At 40.9% G+C, this 16,399-nt stretch carries 17 protein-coding genes and 1 pseudogene; 7 read left to right on the top strand and 11 right to left on the bottom strand.

Going from position 1 to position 16,399, the window contains the following annotated elements; translation table 11 throughout:
• The first annotated feature begins 356 nt into the window (after window positions 1-356).
• Window positions 357-812 (top strand): DUF2141 domain-containing protein, encoded by a 456-nt coding sequence (locus V7K69_RS28020; protein ID WP_335040544.1) that lies wholly within the window; start codon window positions 357-359, stop codon window positions 810-812.
• A 2-nt stretch (window positions 813-814) separates the two neighbouring features.
• Here V7K69_RS28020 and V7K69_RS28015 read toward each other — a convergent pair whose 3' ends face one another.
• The 3 genes from V7K69_RS28015 to V7K69_RS28005 all read right to left on the bottom strand — a co-directional run bounded on the left by V7K69_RS28015 (window position 815) and on the right by V7K69_RS28005 (window position 5,606).
• Window positions 815-1,957: a peptidoglycan-binding protein gene (locus V7K69_RS28015; RefSeq protein WP_335040542.1), complete on the bottom strand. Its 1,143-nt coding sequence runs from the start codon at window positions 1,955-1,957 to the stop codon at window positions 815-817.
• A 133-nt stretch (window positions 1,958-2,090) separates the two neighbouring features.
• Window positions 2,091-3,152: a DMT family transporter gene (locus V7K69_RS28010; RefSeq protein ID WP_335040540.1), complete on the bottom strand. Its 1,062-nt coding sequence runs from the start codon at window positions 3,150-3,152 to the stop codon at window positions 2,091-2,093.
• 807 nt (window positions 3,153-3,959) lie between these two features.
• Window positions 3,960-5,606 (bottom strand): Ppx/GppA phosphatase family protein, encoded by a 1,647-nt coding sequence (locus tag V7K69_RS28005; protein ID WP_335040538.1) that lies wholly within the window; start codon window positions 5,604-5,606, stop codon window positions 3,960-3,962.
• A 300-nt stretch (window positions 5,607-5,906) separates the two neighbouring features.
• On the opposite strand from V7K69_RS28005, the gene V7K69_RS28000 reads away from it, so the two are divergent.
• Entirely contained in the window at window positions 5,907-6,788 is an 882-nt protein-coding gene (locus V7K69_RS28000) for a 4-hydroxybenzoate solanesyltransferase (RefSeq protein WP_335040536.1), read from the top strand.
• Window positions 6,789-6,906: 118 nt separating this feature from the next.
• On the top strand, window positions 6,907-7,674 hold the full coding sequence (locus V7K69_RS27995; protein WP_335040534.1) for a DsbA family protein: 768 nt from the start codon (window positions 6,907-6,909) through the stop codon (window positions 7,672-7,674).
• A gap of 77 nt (window positions 7,675-7,751) precedes the next feature.
• Here V7K69_RS27995 and V7K69_RS27990 read toward each other — a convergent pair whose 3' ends face one another.
• The 4 genes and pseudogenes from V7K69_RS27990 to V7K69_RS27975 form a co-directional block, all read right to left on the bottom strand.
• A complete protein-coding gene (locus tag V7K69_RS27990) occupies window positions 7,752-8,201 on the bottom strand; it encodes an acyl-CoA thioesterase (RefSeq protein ID WP_335040531.1) in 450 nt (149 codons plus the stop codon).
• 111 nt (window positions 8,202-8,312) lie between these two features.
• Entirely contained in the window at window positions 8,313-8,702 is a 390-nt protein-coding gene (locus tag V7K69_RS27985) for a tautomerase family protein (RefSeq protein ID WP_335040529.1), read from the bottom strand.
• 4 nt (window positions 8,703-8,706) lie between these two features.
• Window positions 8,707-9,294, bottom strand: a complete 588-nt coding sequence (locus tag V7K69_RS27980) for a TetR/AcrR family transcriptional regulator (RefSeq protein WP_335040527.1) — start codon at window positions 9,292-9,294, stop codon at window positions 8,707-8,709.
• A gap of 114 nt (window positions 9,295-9,408) precedes the next feature.
• Window positions 9,409-9,588 (bottom strand): annotated as a pseudogene (locus tag V7K69_RS27975) (NADH-dependent alcohol dehydrogenase); the annotation flags it as partial.
• 419 nt (window positions 9,589-10,007) lie between these two features.
• Here V7K69_RS27975 and V7K69_RS27970 point away from each other — a divergent pair.
• On the top strand, window positions 10,008-10,805 hold the full coding sequence (locus tag V7K69_RS27970; RefSeq protein WP_335040525.1) for a sulfite exporter TauE/SafE family protein: 798 nt from the start codon (window positions 10,008-10,010) through the stop codon (window positions 10,803-10,805).
• A gap of 50 nt (window positions 10,806-10,855) precedes the next feature.
• Here the strand turns inward: V7K69_RS27970 and V7K69_RS27965 are convergent, their stop codons facing one another.
• A complete protein-coding gene (locus V7K69_RS27965) occupies window positions 10,856-11,518 on the bottom strand; it encodes a cadmium resistance transporter (RefSeq protein WP_335040523.1) in 663 nt (220 codons plus the stop codon).
• Between the two features lie 101 nt (window positions 11,519-11,619).
• Here V7K69_RS27965 and V7K69_RS27960 point away from each other — a divergent pair, with 101 nt between their 5' ends.
• Window positions 11,620-12,327, top strand: coding sequence for a cadmium resistance transporter (locus V7K69_RS27960; protein ID WP_335040521.1), 708 nt, complete (start codon window positions 11,620-11,622; stop codon window positions 12,325-12,327).
• 168 nt (window positions 12,328-12,495) lie between these two features.
• Here the strand turns inward: V7K69_RS27960 and cysK are convergent, their stop codons facing one another.
• Window positions 12,496-13,458 (bottom strand): cysteine synthase A, encoded by a 963-nt coding sequence (gene cysK, locus V7K69_RS27955; protein ID WP_335040518.1) that lies wholly within the window; start codon window positions 13,456-13,458, stop codon window positions 12,496-12,498.
• A 19-nt stretch (window positions 13,459-13,477) separates the two neighbouring features.
• On the bottom strand, window positions 13,478-13,948 hold the full coding sequence (locus tag V7K69_RS27950) for an RrF2 family transcriptional regulator (RefSeq protein ID WP_193867063.1): 471 nt from the start codon (window positions 13,946-13,948) through the stop codon (window positions 13,478-13,480).
• Between the two features lie 225 nt (window positions 13,949-14,173).
• Here V7K69_RS27950 and cysE point away from each other — a divergent pair, with 225 nt between their 5' ends.
• Window positions 14,174-14,902: a serine O-acetyltransferase gene (cysE, locus tag V7K69_RS27945; protein ID WP_335040515.1), complete on the top strand. Its 729-nt coding sequence runs from the start codon at window positions 14,174-14,176 to the stop codon at window positions 14,900-14,902.
• Window positions 14,903-15,164: 262 nt separating this feature from the next.
• Window positions 15,165-15,755, top strand: a complete 591-nt coding sequence (locus V7K69_RS27940; RefSeq protein WP_335040512.1) for a Crp/Fnr family transcriptional regulator — start codon at window positions 15,165-15,167, stop codon at window positions 15,753-15,755.
• Window positions 15,756-15,761: 6 nt separating this feature from the next.
• On the opposite strand, the gene V7K69_RS27935 is transcribed toward V7K69_RS27940, so the two are convergent.
• Complete coding sequence (locus V7K69_RS27935; protein WP_335040509.1) at window positions 15,762-16,100, bottom strand: NIL domain-containing protein; 339 nt, start codon at window positions 16,098-16,100, stop codon at window positions 15,762-15,764.
• Between the last annotated feature and the right edge of the window lie 299 nt (window positions 16,101-16,399).

The raw sequence follows: 16,399 nt of genomic DNA, 5'->3' as shown, positions 1-16,399 counted from the left end.
GCTAAATCATTGAGGAGCCGTGTAATGGGAAACTATTACGCACGGTTTTGAAGACCAACGGGGTTGGTGACAACCTCGTTGAGTTTACTCCAAATTCAGTGGGAGACTTACGGCGTAATAGTTAAAGAGGAATCTATTTACCAAAATTTTTACGCACCTTGAAAGGGCTAGTCTTACTTTATTATTTTAGCGATCACAACCAAAAATACTAATACCACCATCCCTCCCCTTGCCTCTTTAGAAAAATCTAGAGACGGAAGATAGCAGGATGCTTGCGAGTATTGACCGAATAATGTCAGGATGAATCTGCCTGATCTGAATCAAAGTTAAAACTTATTTTACCTTGTAAAAATTTTATGGTTAGAGGATTGAGAGTTAGTATGCTGCTATTGGCAGTTATGGGAAATCTGATGTGGTCATTTAGTGCCAAGGCAAATTTTAACGGCAAACTCACTGTAGAAATTGATGGCTTGAAGAATAAACAAGGACAAGTGTGTGCCAGTATATTTTCCAGCAGTGAAGGATTTCCTAGCGATCGCGATCGCGGCTTCCAAAAGCAGTGTACCAAGATAACTGACACTCCCTTACCCATTACCTTTGAGAACTTGAAAGCAGGTAGTTACGCCGTTGCTGTCTTCCACGATCAAAATAATGACCGCATTCTCAACAGTAATGTTTTTGGTATCCCAAAAGAAGGCTTTGGATTTTCCAGAAATCCAGAAATTCGCACAGGTGCGCCCAAATTTAGCGAAGCAGCATTTTTAGTAGCAGGCCCAAACACTAATATCCAAATTCAGTTGAAATATTTTTAGGCTTATTCTCGTGCATCGTTGTGTGAATCTTCTGGTAAACCTTGTTGTTCCGGTAAGCCACGCATTCGATTCATCTGAGTTAAAGCATATCGTGCTGTTGCTTGCACTTCGGGATCTGGGTCATCTAATGCATGGCGCAACATCTGGCTCATTTGACCCATCATGTCATAAACGCGCGTCAAGTCTCGGATCGCATTTTGCCGTACTTGGGGACTTTCGTCTTGCATTGAAATTGCTAAACCCCGGTTCATCGGTTTGAGTGTGCGGATACCAATTTCTGCTAAAGCTGCCAAAATTAAGCTGCTTTCTTGAGAATCAGCATCAATCATTAGGTCAACCATTGGCTGAATTGCCCGTGAATCTCCCTGCTGACCCAAATCCCAAATAGCCTTGCGTCGCTTCGTTGGGTCAGAACTGCGTAAGTCTTGAATTAATTCGTCAACGATATTGAGTTTGGCAAGCCGAGAAGTTTTTTCTGGTAGTAGTAATTGTGTGGCTAGCGGTGGCGTAGTTGTTTCTGGATTAGTTACAGTCTCTGGTGGGGGTGGTATCATCGTTTTTTTGTTAGCTTCACTCAATCTTTTAGTATCTGATATTTCGGACTTTTGCACTTGTTTAATCTGACGAAACCGTCTCATCAGGTAAATAAGTGCGCCAATACTTCCTAAAACTCCGATGGCAAATATAAACCACCAGATAAAACCTTTCTCAGTTGGCTTGGGTTTTACAGTCGGTTTTGAATTTGAATTAGGAAAAGTGACTATTGGAGAGGTGGCAATCTGATTTTTGGCAACTAAAGCTGCTTGCAGCCTCCTCCTAGTTGCTAGACCAGCAAGTCCATCTACTTTTAAACCCTTTGCTTTCTGGAATTTAGCTACAGCGATTTCTGTACTAGCGTTGTACTGTCCATCTACCACGCCATTGTAATATCCCAACTGTTTTAATTGGGTTTGTAATCTCTGCACATCTGATTTTTGGCTACCATATCTCAATACAGCTGGACTAGCGGTACCTGTCGAACTAGCTTGTGCCAGTTCTAAAATTTCAGGCGCTAGATTCGGTGTGGCTGTACTTGCGCGATTTGGGTAAAAACTCACGCAAGAAAAACAGGTAAATATCAGAATTGAGGAACGGCATAGCCTCATATTGAAAGTTTCAGCCTGAACGTGCTTTTGAAGTCTTCGATACCACAATACCTTCTAGATGACAAAATGTTAACTGTCATTGGGTATTGGGTGTTGTCTCTAATCACCCTCACCTATACTTAACGAGTTGGGACTAAATTTCTGGTTCAGATTCTCTAACTGCTAGGCTTACAGGGTTCAATTTTTTAACAGATGAATCTAAAACTGGTTGCTGTATATTAGCTATTTCGCCGACAGTAAGTGTGTCGTTTTGCGCTCCTAAAGCATCACGTTGGTTAATGAGATAGATGCTAATTAAAGTGAGGAAAACACCTATCCACTGCACTGGACTGAGGACTTCTGAGAGAAAGAGATTGCCGAATAGTAGGGCAAAGACGGGCGTAAGGAAGGTAAGAGAACTAAGACTAGTGAGACTGCCACTAGAGGCAAAGTAGAAGAATAACCCGTAGGCGATCGCACTGCCAAAAACAGTAGCATAACTCAAAGCCACTAAATCAGATCCTCCCAGATTTTCCCACTGCTGAGATTCCACAACTGACGAAATTCCCCATAGTGGTAATCCCCCCAAAATCATGTGCCATCCCGTAGCGGTTACTGGGTCAGCATACCGACACACAAACCGAATCAGCACTGTTCCCACAGCCATTGATAAGGCTGCCAATAGCATCAACCACTCACCACTAGCAAACAAGTCTTGCCAGTTGCCAATTGTGATATTTGCGCCCGAGTCGAGAATATGTAAAATCCACTCATCAGGTAAGCCAATTAAACTAATGCCTGTGACTCCCAAACCTAACCCCAGCCATCCCCAAAAACCAATGTGTTCTTGAAATAGCCACAACGACAGCAATGCTACTGCCAAGGGTTGCGAGTCAATCATCACAGACCCTAACCCCGCACTGGTTTTAACTAATCCCTCAGCCAAAAAGCCTTGAAATAACGTCCCATCTATGAGGGCAAATAAGGCAATCCACAGCCATGCAGCCCAACCCTTGGGCTGGGGTTTACCCATGAATGCTGCTGCAATCAGAATTAACATCCCTGCTGGTATCAGGCGCACTCCCGCCATGAATAGCGGTGTGGTGTGGGGTATCACTCCTTTCATGGCTACCATTGCCGTCCCCCATAGGAAAAAGGGCGCAATTAACAAGAGAGGGGCGAAGGGAAGTCGAGATGCACTGAGTTTCAGTTGCATGGGTTTGCTGATGCCTTTGTTTAACAAGCGCAAAAATTGCTTTACCCAATTTTACCGAATTATGTAGTTTTGCGATCGCTTCTGGCAGGTGCTTTACAACGTCGTGTAGCGTCTCAATGATCAGGAAAGAATACTCAGGTGTAGCTTAGGTTACAGATGGTTGAATATGTTTTTAATGAGACAGATAGCTTAAAAAAGCTTTATCAGTTAACAAACGCAAATGCTTAAAGTTAGGCACTTTTGCCAAAAGTTCAGCATTTTTACTTCTTTTTTTATATCTGTGTCGAGCCAGTTACTCAAACTTTGTCCACATGAGCAACTGGCTTGTTTCCCTGCACCTGAAGCGGTTGAAGACAGAAAAACAAGCAGTCTCAACTGCTTTCTTGAGATTTTATATTTATAGAAGGATACCTAAGTTTTCCCGGCTTAGGTATCCGATTAGCAACATAACCTATTAAATAGATTGTTAACTATATTCTAATTACTAATTTTAATTTTTAAATGCTTCTTAGGACACTTTATAAATTGCTCCTTAAGTAGGATGCCAGAATTATAAATAAGGTTTACTTTAATTCAAAAAGCATCTTTATCAAAACAGAATTCAAAAGCCAAGATTCATTCATGATTTTAACCGAAAAAGCGGATAGCGTTGAGTAAAGCCTGCAAAGAAGAAAACTATGCGGAGCATCCTGTCGAGAGTATATTGATTATGACTGCTGAATTCTTCTTTAACTGCTAAATCTTGTTTTGTAACAGGTGCGTTACATTCTGTTAACGCACCCTACTTTCTAAAAGAATTGAGCAACCTTAAATTTTTCTAAAAGGTTTTTCTAAATTTGCTACTAATTTAACTCCAAATTCTTCCTCAAACACTCCTTTTTTATAATCTAAACTCCAAAGTTCTAAAGCACAGTCATCATCAGCTTGAGATGCAGAAATCAGCAGATTTACCTGTCGAAGTTGTTGATAATACTCACATTGCACTTGAGATATCGCCCCAATTTGTCGTCTATCTAGTGCCACTGCCAATCTGAGAATTGCACTCAATTGACTAACCATTTGGCACTGCTCTTTAGTCAGCAGACTCTGGTAAATTTCATGTTTTTTCTTGGGCGGTGATTTGCGATGATAACGTGCTAAGTTGGCTATGATTTCAATCTCGGTTTCTGTATAACCAAGTAATTCACCATTGCGAATTAGATAATAAGAGTGCTTGTGATGAGACGAATGACTGACATAATGACCGCAATTGTGTAATATTGCAGCTGCCCATAGCAATTGTCGCTCGTCAGATCCCCAGTGATGTAATGTACCTTGAGTTTGATCAAATAGACTCTTGGCAAATTTGGCGACGCGATCGCTATACTCTAAGTTAACGTGGTATTTATTAGCGATTTTTAAAACATTCCGTTCTCGAACTGAACTTTGGTAGCGTAGCTTATCTTCAATTAAGCCGTGGGCTAACATCCAGTCTACAATTACGCCTTCCCGCAGAGAACGCTCACAAATTGTGATCGATTCACTGCCTAAAAGGGTCATCGCTTCCTGTAATATTACTGCACCAGCCAGTATAACTTCAGACCGCTTGTCTGGCATTCCCGGAATTGCAGACTTTTCGGAATTACTCAGTTTCCGCAAGCGATTTACCAACTCTCGCAAGTCTTTAAGACTAAACTGATAGCCATTGAGAGTGGAAGGAATAACACCTGACTTTTCTCGTGCATGAATCATCGCTAGGGTTTCAATCGTGCCAGATGTACCCACCAAACGGGGAGATTCCCCTAACTGGAAATTTGCCAATACCTCATCCACGGAACGTTCTAACATACCGCGTGTATAGGATTGCAAATACAGAAACTCTGTGTTGCTGATGGGATCGGTAGTGATTAACTCGCTAGTGAGTCGCACTGCACCAACTTTGGTACTGGTGAGAGTGCGCGCTTGGTGACTATCACCCAAAATTAATTCTGTGGAACCACCGCCAATATCAATAATGGTATGGGGTTGGTTGTGAAATTCCATTCCCGAAAGCACGCCAAGGTAGATTCGTCGCGCTTCTTCTTGACCAGAAATCAAGTCAACGCTTAAACCCAATTCCTTTTCTACTCTGTGCAAAAAATCTTTACCATTGGGGGCTTCGCGCACAGCACTAGTCGCCACAGCAATGATTGTTTCAGCATTGATAGTTTTGGCAACTTCTTGAAAGCGTCCACAAGCCGCGATCGCCTTTTTAATGATCTCTGGTTTGAGTTCTCCAGTGGTAAGATTGCGATCGCCTAGTCTCACAGTTTCTTTTTCTCTGGCGATAATGCTAAAGGCTGGTAGCGTGGGGTCAATTTTAACTACTACCATGTGTAGAGAATTTGTTCCCAGGTCAATGGCAGCAATAATCCGATGTTGGTTAGGTGGTTGAGTTGCAGAACTCTCCCAGCTAGCCGAAACTAAATTCTGCATCTAGTTTTCTCTCTTTATAAGAAACGGTGGTATGTCGGGGTAGCTGGCACTGATATTTATTGCAACGCACTTACTCAAACTGAATGCTGAGTAAATTAAAAAATACTCAGCAATCGCAACTCAGTTTCGTCGAGGGCAACTGAGCTAAGTATATTCACCTTAATGCGTCTAACGCTAGTGACTATTAAAAGATATTTAAAGTTGCCACTTTGGGTGATGTTTTTACAAATAACAAATAACGTTATTCTATAGATGTAAAGATGTGTGAACTCATCTATCTAGAGTTATTTGTTGATTTCTATGTTAACGATGCCAGAACGCCCCCAGTTACCAGTTTGGCTTGTAATTATCCGGCTTTTACGCTGGCATAAACCAGAAGGACGGTTAATTTTAATGATTCCTGCTCTTTGGGCAGTGTTTTTAGCAGCTTCTGGGAAACCGCCTTTACCTCTGGTTGGTGTAATTATATTGGGTACTCTGGCCACAAGTGCGGCGGGATGTGTTGTCAATGATTTATGGGATCGGGATATCGATCCAGAAGTCGAGAGAACACGCGATCGCCCCCTTGCTTCTCGCGCTTTGTCTGTGAAAGTTGGGATTGTAGTTGCGATCGTATCACTAATATGTGCAGCTATCCTGGCCCTTTACCTTAACCCCCTAAGTTTCTGGTTATGTGTAGCAGCAGTGCCCGTAATTGTCCTTTATCCAGGCGCAAAGCGAGTGTTTCCTGTGCCGCAACTGGTACTTTCCATCGCTTGGGGTTTTGGGGTGTTGATTAGCTGGAGTGCAGTTACTCAAACCATCACTCAACCAACTTGGTTACTTTGGGGCGCGACTGTACTGTGGACATTGGGATTTGATACAGTTTATGCCATGAGCGACAAGGAAGACGATCGCCGCATTGGTGTTAATTCAAGCGCCCTATTTTTTGGGAATTATGCCCCTGTAGCTATTGGAATTTTCTTTGCTGGCACAATCTTGTTATTGGCTTGGTTAGGTTTAATCATAAATCTGCACTTAGCCTTTTGGATTAGCCTTGCAGTTGCTACTATGGGATGGGTTTGGCAATCTCTGCGATTAAGACAGCGAGATTTACCTAATTCTGTTTATGGTAAGATGTTCCAGCAAAACGTGTGGATTGGTTTTATTTTACTTGTTGGGATGATCGCTGGATCTTTTTAATCAGTAAAAAGAGAATTTTCATAACTTTGATTATGGGATTTTTCATTGAAGTGTACTTTGAAGTCGAAGCAACTGTGCGTCTATAAAGTTTAGACAAATAATATTTATGAGTTTTTCTATGAGTAAATTATTTGATTCCTTTAGCCCATTAATTCAGTATATGCGTACTTGGGCAGCAATAAGTCTGCTATGTTTAGTTGTCACCTGGTCATTTCCTGCACAAGCTGCTAGCCGGATTGATCCACAATTAGAACAGCAAGTCTTACAAATTATCCGCGAACATCCACAGGCAATTATTGAATCTGTTCAAGTTTATCAGCAGCAGCAACAACAAAAACTCAAGCAAGCACAGCAAGGATTTTTACAAGATTTAAAGACGAATCCTCAAACAGTGATTGGTGAATCTCCCACCACAGGTTCAACTAAATCAAAAACTGTGCTAATAGAATTTTCCGATTTTCAATGTCCCTACTGTGCCGAGGCGCATAAAACATTGAAACAATTGTTATTAAAGTATCCAGATAAATTAAAATTAGTTTACAAGAATTTACCACTAATTTCAATTCATGCTGAAGCATTACCATCTGCAACAGCAGCTTGGGCAGCATATCAACAGGGCAAATTTTGGGAATATCATGATGCGCTATTTACTAATCAAAAGCAACTCGGTGAGGCGTTATATTTAGATATTGCTAAAAAACTGAATCTAGATTTAGGTAAATTTAAACGCGATCTTACTCTTGCTACTCCCGCAATTACAAAAGATATCCAATTAGCAGAGAAGTTGGGTGTTTCTGGCACACCTTTCTTTGTCATTAATAGTCCAACTTTTTCAGGAGTTGCACAGCTAGCGGATATCGAAAATATATTGACTGCTGCTAAGTAAATTAGTGTGTTTGAAAATAACCTCTCACTGTTTAAATAACTAGGTGTAAATAAGTTCAAGCTTGTAAGGATATTACTTTATAAGTACTCTTTCAGATTCACATTTTGATATTCTAAATATTTATTCTTTAATTCCTCTGGAATAGGAATAGGACGACTATTTTGTAAACTGACAAAAGCTCCTTTTTGACTGGCTACTGCTGCTAACTGATTATTAGATAAAATTTCAGCTTGTACAGTCCACTTTAACCGTCCTAAATTACTTAGCCATAAACGTCCAATTACTTGGTCAATAATTTTTATCGGACGTTTATATTCAATTTCAGTTCCAGCTAGAACAGGTGCATATCCTTGATCAATTTGTTGATTCAGGTGCCAATGTTCATCTAAAAACTTTAAACGTAAATCCTCTAACCACCTGATATATACAATATTGCTTACGATTCCCATAAAGTCAATGTCGTATGTTCTTACAGGAATTTCTAATACTACTTCTAAGGGTCTGTGCAAACTGTTATTTACTAGCATTATTTCTCTTGAGATTTTAAAACCGATCGGTCTGTAAAATTAGAAAAAATTTTACTTTTTCAAGTAGTGGGTAATTATTAATTGCTTAACAACCCATTAGCCACAATAATTTCAAACTTCTACTTTGTAGTTTAAGGTTAACTCGTCGCCAGGTAAACCCCTAATACCCCAGTTAGCTTTGGGTGTTTCAAAAATTGTGATTTCAATATCGTCTATAGGAATATTGAATTTTTCATTGATATTTTTAATCAGTAGGCGGATTAACTCTTTTTTTGTTTCCACTGAGCGTCCCTCAAACATACTAATTTCGATAACCAAATAATTATCTGTTCTATCAGATGGATAGTAAAAATCTGATATATCCAGTGGGAAAAAACGGTGAAATCTTTTTTCAGGGGCAATCTGTAAAACCTCTATAAGGGAGGTATGGATTACTTTTGATAGCTCCGTTTTAATAGGATTTAATTTGTCAGCTAAAGAGTATACTTTGATTTGTACCATACATTTAAAGGTGAGTTTCCAAGTATTGATTCAAGTGATTAATTACCCTGTTCATGTGAATTGAATCTCCATAAAGCTTACTCATCATTATGGCCCCTTCCAGCGTTGCAATTATGACGGTGGCAATTTCATCAGCACTTACTTCAGAGCGAATTTCACCCTTGGCAATTCCCGTTTCAATAATTCGACGAATTAGATGCAGCCAAGAGTTCATCGCCTGTTGAGCGCGTTCCCGCAACGCCGGATGAGCATCATCGCTTTCCACAGCAGTATTCAGCAGTGGGCACCCTCCTTTGATAGGTGGATTTTCTGCGAAGCTACTAAATACCCCAATGATTGCTTGCAGGCGTTCTACTGCATGGCGTTTGCTTCGCAATGCAAATCTAATATGCTGTTTAATGTGAGCGATCGCAAAATCAAAAGCCTGTAATGCGAGATCGTCTTTGCTTTGAAAGTGATTGTAAATTCCTCCTTTCTGCAATCCAGTCACACGCATAATGTCTGACATTGATGAGCCTGCATACCCCTGTTGGTTAAACAGTTCGGCTGCTTGCTGGAGAATTCTACTTTTTGTTTCTTCGCCTTTGGACATTACAGCGATTTATTAGACTAGGGAGTCGTGTAGTTTATTGAATTATAAATTACAGACCATTTGGTCTGTAATTTACATCATTATACATACTTGTGAGTCAAGTATTTTTTGTAGTCCAGAAAACGGAGACTTCACTCGGTTATAAACGCCGTTAGTTTTGATGCTACCTCCACTCTAAGTAATGAGATGCTTTTTTTGAGAATCAACAGAAGTTTCAGTAGTAATATTGGCGATTTGAGCTTGACCAAACAGGATTTTAACGGGGTTGTAAAAAACAAAATTTCCATGAGTCATTAGACTTGCGGTGTATTATCCAGAAAATATAGCGATATACAAAACGAATACGCTGGACGTTTGATCGTGTTTACAAGTAAAATACGGTAAGTACATAGCTTTACCGGCTTTTAAATGTAAAACCGCAGAAAAACCAGTAAGAAGTTGATTTAGTAAAACAACTGACCCATAAGCAGTTATAAAAGTCTGTTTCAGCTAAATGTCAGTTGTCATACTTCCAAAAACTTTCAGACAGGTTTTAAGTTGTCCAGTAATTCTCTGCCCTAATTTTTAGCTAGATAAACCTTTCTTTGTGTCACTCATCCTTTGAGAAACACAATAATTTGCCATGACTAGCTCTATCACTGGGCTGTAATTCGGCTGAGTTATTGCTCTCTAGTAGTGAAGCTCTGGCTGACTTTCTTAAACCCCCAAAGAGTATGCACTATTTATCACTACCATTCTTAAGCTTCTTCGTTGGCATCATAGTTGGTTTGACGGGAATTGGGGGAGCCTCTCTCATTACCCCAATGTTGATTTTTGTTTTTCAGGTTCCGCCTTCCATCGCAGTGAGTTCTGATGTTGTAGCTGCCACATTGATGAAGATTGTTGGTAGCGTCAAGCATTGGGAACAGAAAACTCTGGATACAGAAGTTGTCAAATGGCTGGCATTCGGAAGTGTTCCAGGCTCACTGTTTGGGGTGGGAATTTTGCACGTTCTTAAACGTACAGGTGAGTATAATCTGGATAACATCTTGCTCCGTTTGCTTGGTGTGATGATTTTGCTAGTCACAGTGTTAGCACTAGTGCAATTGTTGTTATTAACTTTTTTACCCAAATTCAATTTACCCGAACTACCAAAGTTGGACTTAGAAACTAACTTTGGCCGCTTCCTAACAATCACTTTGGGGGCCATTTTAGGCTGTTTAGTTGGTCTAACTAGCGTCTCATCAGGTTCAATGTTTGCCCTAGTGCTGATTGGGTTTTTCCGTTTAGATGCACGGAAGCTAGTGGGTACTGATATCTCACACGCAGCAATTTTACTCGTATTTACAGCCCTTGGTCATCTCAGCTTAGGAACAGTTGATTGGAATTTGGTAATACCTATCTGGCTCGGCTCTGTACCAGGAGTTCTGCTAGGTGCTAAAATCTGCCAAGTAGCTCCCCAACGCCCACTACGGTTTATTATTTACGCCATTTTGATGATGGTGAGTTGGAAATTAGTTCATCAAGTCTAACCAAATTGAGATTTTAGATTCCAAATCCAGCATTCAACATCCAACATTGATTAACTTCTCACCCAAGGTAGTAGAGTGAATGTACCTCGCTCATACATAATGAACAGACCCAAGCCGACTAACACAAAAGGTACAGCAGCTTTACCGTAGCGACTTAAAATATAAGCAATGGTAGGTTGACGACTTAAAAAATAAGCGATCGCACACCAAACCCCTACCATGATAAAAAATATACCTAAAATTATTCCCAAACTGGCTAGGTCATGACCAGCGAACAAAGGGATATATATACTAATATTGTCACCCCCATTAGCGATCGTTACTGCTGCCACTTTATAGGTTTGAGGGTGCAAAACACTCAAAATAAAAGACAATATCGGGTTAGTAGGCGTAGGCTGATTAAAATCACTACTGACTGTCTGAACTGTTATAGTTTCTTCTTTTCTATATATTAATTGTTGAATACCAATTGCTATTGGTAGCAATCCTAGCAATCCTATCCATTCTCGCTGTACGACCAATCCACCAAAAAATCCTGGTAAGCTAGCGATGATAATGGCTGAAAAACCCAGATATTGACCGAGTAAGATATGCCGCCGCCGAAAATTAACATCTATCTGTGAAAAAAATATTAACAAGATAATGATGTCATCTATGTTAGTGGCCATGAAGGCAATAATCCCTTCACTGAAGACTGTCCCTAACTTACTCATGCTGGATTTTTAGAACCTACGATTTCTCACCATACCAAATTAACCTTTCAATACCCATTCCCTATCTTATCAGTCTCAAGACCTAAAAACTGCTGTAAAACATGAACGAATTAGTTACTGCAATTACTACAGGGGCAATTGCGTTCATTGCCACTAATATTGATGATATTGTCATTTTATTATTGTTTTTTTCTCAAATAAATACTAGCCTTCGTCCTCGGCATATAGTTGCTGGTCAATTTCTAGGTTTTACAGTTCTGCTAATCCTTAGTCTTCCTGGTTTATTTGGTGGGTTAGTATTATCGAAAAACTGGATTGGATTACTTGGTTTATTACCAATGTCCATAGGTATCAGTAGTTTGGTGAATCAGGAAGAAGATTCATCAAAAGAAGTTGTTGCTACGACAGAAGAGGCTGAAGTATCTACAATGACGAGTTTTTTTTCTCCCCAAAGTTATAGTGTGGCAGCCGTTACACTTGCCAATGGTAGCGATAACGTTAGTGTCTACGTGCCTTTATTTGCTAGCAGCAACTTAGAGAGTTTTGTGGTAATTATCGGATTATTTTTTCTATTGTTAGGAATTTGGTGCTATGGGGCATACAAATTAACTCACTACAGAGTAATAGCTGATATATTGACTCGCTATATTAATAATTTTGTGCCTTTTATTCTTATAGGATTAGGCGCTTTTATTGTATTGAAAAGTGAAGCTTTGAGCTTAATAAAGCTAGCCGCTTGTTGTTTCTGTTTGGTAATTTTGGTGAAAAATAATGAAAGTGTAGATGAAATCGGCGAAAATTCTAAGTAAGTGGGCGTGAATAATAAAAGGTTTGTAGTGAGGGCTTTAGCCCTATTTTAAGGGCTGTTCACGTTGGCGTAGCCTCTCGTAGAGAAGCGTTCCTCCAGGGCAGACCTCACTACGAGCCAATTTAATTAATTTTCTATTATTTGACTTCCTTAAAATTGTTATGCAGAATCAAACTTTACTCAACCACTCATTCTCTTCTGGATCTTTGAATAGTGAGGTGCTGAGGTAGCGTTCGCCGAAGCTAGGCTGGATCATGACGATTAGACGACCTGCATTTTCTGGACGTTGTGCTACTTGAATAGCCGCATATAAAGCAGCGCCAGTAGAAATGCCCGATAACAATCCTTCTTCTTTTGCTAGGCGACGGCTGTAAGCGATCGCTTGCTCATCTGCTACCTGAATCACTTCATCCACCACTTCTGGACGATAAATTGCTGGGACAAATCCCGCGCCGATACCCTGAATTTTGTGGGGCCCTGATTTCCCACCTGTTAATACCGGACTGCTGCTTGGTTCAACCGCGATCGCTTGAAAACTTGGCTTCCGTCCTTTAATAACTTCTGCAACTCCTGTAATCGTCCCACCGGTACCCACTCCCGCCACTAGAATATCCACCTCTCCATCGGTATCATTCCAGATTTCTTCGGCTGTGGTTTCGGCGTGAACTTTCGGGTTGGCGGGGTTGCGAAACTGCTGCAACATATAAGCATTGGGCGTTTTAGCTACAAGCTGCTCTGCATGAGCGATCGCTCCTCGCATCCCTTCTACACCTGGCGTTAACTCTAATTGAGCGCCATAAGCTTTGAGCATTGATCGTCTTTCGTGGCTCATTGTGTCAGGCATCGTTAGAATAAGATGGTACCCCTTAGCGGCCGCCACCATCGCTAGGGCAATTCCTGTATTTCCAGAAGTTGGCTCTACTAAAATAGTTTTTCCGGGGTGAATCAAGCCTGCTTCTTCTGCCGCTTCCACCATACTCGCGCCAATCCGATCTTTCACAGAAGATGCTGGATTCATGCTTTCTAGCTTCACCACAATCCGAGCAACCGCTCCTGAAGCTTGGGGAATTTTGTTTAATTGAACTAAAGGAGTTCGGCCGATTAACTCTGTGATATCTTTCGCTATCCGCATGATGAATACTCCGTCGTGTCTAAATATAATACATCGGGCTTTGCTGGGCGCGAGTCTCTCTTTCCTCGCACAAGTCTTGGAGTGTATAGCGACCCAATACTTCAATTGCAGCAGTGTTAGCTTGCTCCCAAACTTCATAAACCAGAGTCTTTTCTAGAGTCGGAGAGTCAGATGTATCTTTCTCTTTCCGCTCACCTTCGACTAAAGTCACAATTTCTAGCAGTGTAATCTGCCAAGGTTCACGAGCTAAAACAAAACCTCCTTTAGAGCCGCGTTGACTCTGCACCACACCAGAACGCCGGAGGTTGGTCAAAATTTGTTCCAAATAGCGTTCAGGTATAGGTTGTTTGGTAGTGATCTCACTCATGGTTAGAGGAAGTTTTTTTCCGTGGTGGCTTGCCAGTTCTAAGAGCGCCAGCAGTGCATATTCCACTTTGGAAGACAGATCCAAGAGAGCGTAGTTTTGGCTATTCAAGACTGTACTCAACATACTACGGTGAATTGGGGGACTTATCGCAGTTTATCCGAAATTAATTTTTTCAAAGTGTGGAATGTGATAACATCCCACTTACTACCCACAAAAACACTATATTCTATCGACTTACCGTAGATTATTATCTTACATAATTCCCATAAATGACTCGATCTTTTTGTAGGAATTATTCTGAGTTTCTGTTTTCAGAGCCTCACTTACCAACGAAAATCTCAACAGAGTATGCTACTAACTGATTTGCGAACCATTTTTGAGCGTGACCCAGCAGCGCGTAACTGGCTAGAAGTATTGTTCTGTTACCCTGGACTTCAAGCCCTAGTGTTTCATCGATTGGCACACTGGCTGTATAAAATTGGAATTCCCTTCATACCTCGGTTTATCTCTCATATTAGTCGGTTTTTAACTGGCATTGAAATCCATCCTGGGGCATTAATTGGACAGGGAGTGTTTATTGACCACGGTATGGGAGTTGTGATTGGTGAAACTGCGATCGTGGGCGACTATGCCCTGATTTATCAAGGTGTGACTTTAGGTGGTACAGGCAAACAAACCGGCAAACGCCATCCAACTTTAGGCTCTCATGTGGTTGTGGGAGCGGGTGCAAAGGTATTGGGAAATATTCTAATTGGCGATCGCGTCCGTATTGGAGCCGGTTCTGTGGTGCTGCGAGATGTACCAAGTAACACAACAGTAGTCGGGATTCCAGGGCGCGTAACTCGTCAGAACAACTTGTCTACCAATGTTTTGGATCATGATAAAGTCCGCGATGTAGAAGCTGAAGTTATCCGCGCTTTATTTGAACGTGTCAAAGCTCTAGAGAAACAGTTCGAGGAGTTGCAAGATGAATCAAATTTGTCCCCAAATGAGCTTGGCGATGAACAAACATACAACCCTAAGAACAATAAGTCTGATGGGATGATTGAAGATTTTCTTGATGGTGCAGGAATTTAGGGAATGGAGGGGAGAGGTGACAGCCTGGATTTCTCACAAGTGAGAAATCAAGGAGTGTGGGAGGATGGGGAAGAAATCTGGCACCCCACACTCCCCACACTCCCCTGCCTACAGTATCGTGAGAAATCCGGGACAGGTGATAGGGAATTATCCCTACCCTGTAACCTGTACCCTATTCCCTTTTTTAAAATACCCATAGGTTCTTATAACCTGATATAAATGTAATACTACGGTTAATTTATCGGAGAATAGTGTTATATTTATGGTATCTTTATATGCAAGTTTAACTAGCTTAAACAGTAATAATACGAAAGAAATTTTTGCCCGGAGGTCATTTTTACCAGAGCATCCAAACGGACTTTGGAAGATTGAAACGGGTTTTGTCAGGACTTTTACCTATTTGGAAGATGGTACAACCGTCGCTCTGGGATTGTGGGGCCCTGGAGATATTGTTGGTAAGTCTTTGTCAAAATTAGAACCTTATCAGATGGAATGCCTAACTAAAGTAGAGGCGACAGTCTTACCTGTAGAGGAGTGGACTCAACTAACAGAAACTTTACTTGCCCATATCCAACAGGCTCAAGAATTAATGGTTATTCGTAGCCATAAAAAAGTTGATACCATGCTAATCAAGCTACTGGCATGGTTATCTAAAAAGTTTGGTTCGGAAGTTGAGAAGGGACGTTTAATAGATATGCGTCTGACTCACGAAGACTTGGCAGAAATGCTAGGTTCAACTCGTGTGACTATCACTCGTATTCTTGGCCAGTTTGAGCATGAGGGCTTGATTGATCGTCTTTCCCTGCATCGAATTGTGGTGCGAGAAGAAGAGATTTGGTACTACGAAATTTAGATTATTTCAACAAAACCAGCTATCGCTATCTGCATTCGGCTTGCCCACAATTCTAAGATTCAGGGATTCCAGATAAGCCAAACCGTTAGAGATTTGTGGTACTGTTCCCCGTAGTTCAATATCAAAGCACCCTTGTTCGTCTGTATTTGGTTGTAGCATAGCCTTAGTAATATTAACTACCAAGCCGTAAGCAGAAATTAACTGTGAAATCACAGGCGCTTGCAGATAGCATTTGGGAATATATATCCGCAGGCGAATCTGAGTGACTTGGCTTTTGTTAGAGACTGAAGAAACCAGTGATAAGCTGGTTTGGGAATTGGTTTGACGTTTATTTAATGCTGTCATTGGATAGTGACGATTTTATTACTTAGCGTAGGCGTAGCCCGTCGTAGACATCGCTATAAATGCTAGATAAATCCAGCCAAATCGGTAGCCCCAGTTTTTCTAAATAACTCAGGCTAGAGTAAAGTTGTTTGCTTCTCCCCCACAAATCCAAGTCAAACCAGCCGTCATCTTCTGTATCGGGTTGAAGTGTAGCACTGGTAATATTTAGAGCCTGTCAAGAAACAACTTTTACATGTTGAAGTATAGATGTTATGCTAAAACTATGAAAAAAGCTAACAGGAACGAGTAGGTAAATACTA

This window comes from Nostoc sp., assembly GCF_036917775.1.
In the GTDB taxonomy this organism is placed as follows: Bacteria; Cyanobacteriota; Cyanobacteriia; order Cyanobacteriales; family Nostocaceae; genus Nostoc.
This window is presented reverse-complemented; position numbering and strand designations above follow the sequence as displayed.

What these genes read in the sequence shown, in the direction of transcription:
- V7K69_RS27950 (WP_193867063.1), bottom strand. Translation starts at nt 13,948, where the DNA reads ATGTTGAGTACAGTCTTGAATAGCCAAAACTACGCTCTCTTGGATCTG.
- V7K69_RS27960 (WP_335040521.1), top strand. Translation starts at nt 11,620, where the DNA reads ATGAACGAATTAGTTACTGCAATTACTACAGGGGCAATTGCGTTCATT.
- V7K69_RS27935 (WP_335040509.1), bottom strand. Translation starts at nt 16,100, where the DNA reads ATGACAGCATTAAATAAACGTCAAACCAATTCCCAAACCAGCTTATCA.
- V7K69_RS28010 (WP_335040540.1), bottom strand. Translation starts at nt 3,152, where the DNA reads ATGCAACTGAAACTCAGTGCATCTCGACTTCCCTTCGCCCCTCTCTTG.
- cysK (WP_335040518.1), bottom strand. Translation starts at nt 13,458, where the DNA reads ATGCGGATAGCGAAAGATATCACAGAGTTAATCGGCCGAACTCCTTTA.
- V7K69_RS27940 (WP_335040512.1), top strand. Translation starts at nt 15,165, where the DNA reads ATGGTATCTTTATATGCAAGTTTAACTAGCTTAAACAGTAATAATACG.
- V7K69_RS28015 (WP_335040542.1), bottom strand. Translation starts at nt 1,957, where the DNA reads ATGAGGCTATGCCGTTCCTCAATTCTGATATTTACCTGTTTTTCTTGC.
- V7K69_RS27990 (WP_335040531.1), bottom strand. Translation starts at nt 8,201, where the DNA reads ATGCTAGTAAATAACAGTTTGCACAGACCCTTAGAAGTAGTATTAGAA.
- V7K69_RS27985 (WP_335040529.1), bottom strand. Translation starts at nt 8,702, where the DNA reads ATGGTACAAATCAAAGTATACTCTTTAGCTGACAAATTAAATCCTATT.
- V7K69_RS28020 (WP_335040544.1), top strand. Translation starts at nt 357, where the DNA reads ATGGTTAGAGGATTGAGAGTTAGTATGCTGCTATTGGCAGTTATGGGA.
- cysE (WP_335040515.1), top strand. Translation starts at nt 14,174, where the DNA reads ATGCTACTAACTGATTTGCGAACCATTTTTGAGCGTGACCCAGCAGCG.
- V7K69_RS28000 (WP_335040536.1), top strand. Translation starts at nt 5,907, where the DNA reads ATGTTAACGATGCCAGAACGCCCCCAGTTACCAGTTTGGCTTGTAATT.
- V7K69_RS28005 (WP_335040538.1), bottom strand. Translation starts at nt 5,606, where the DNA reads ATGCAGAATTTAGTTTCGGCTAGCTGGGAGAGTTCTGCAACTCAACCA.
- V7K69_RS27970 (WP_335040525.1), top strand. Translation starts at nt 10,008, where the DNA reads ATGCACTATTTATCACTACCATTCTTAAGCTTCTTCGTTGGCATCATA.
- V7K69_RS27995 (WP_335040534.1), top strand. Translation starts at nt 6,907, where the DNA reads ATGAGTAAATTATTTGATTCCTTTAGCCCATTAATTCAGTATATGCGT.
- V7K69_RS27980 (WP_335040527.1), bottom strand. Translation starts at nt 9,294, where the DNA reads ATGTCCAAAGGCGAAGAAACAAAAAGTAGAATTCTCCAGCAAGCAGCC.
- V7K69_RS27965 (WP_335040523.1), bottom strand. Translation starts at nt 11,518, where the DNA reads ATGAGTAAGTTAGGGACAGTCTTCAGTGAAGGGATTATTGCCTTCATG.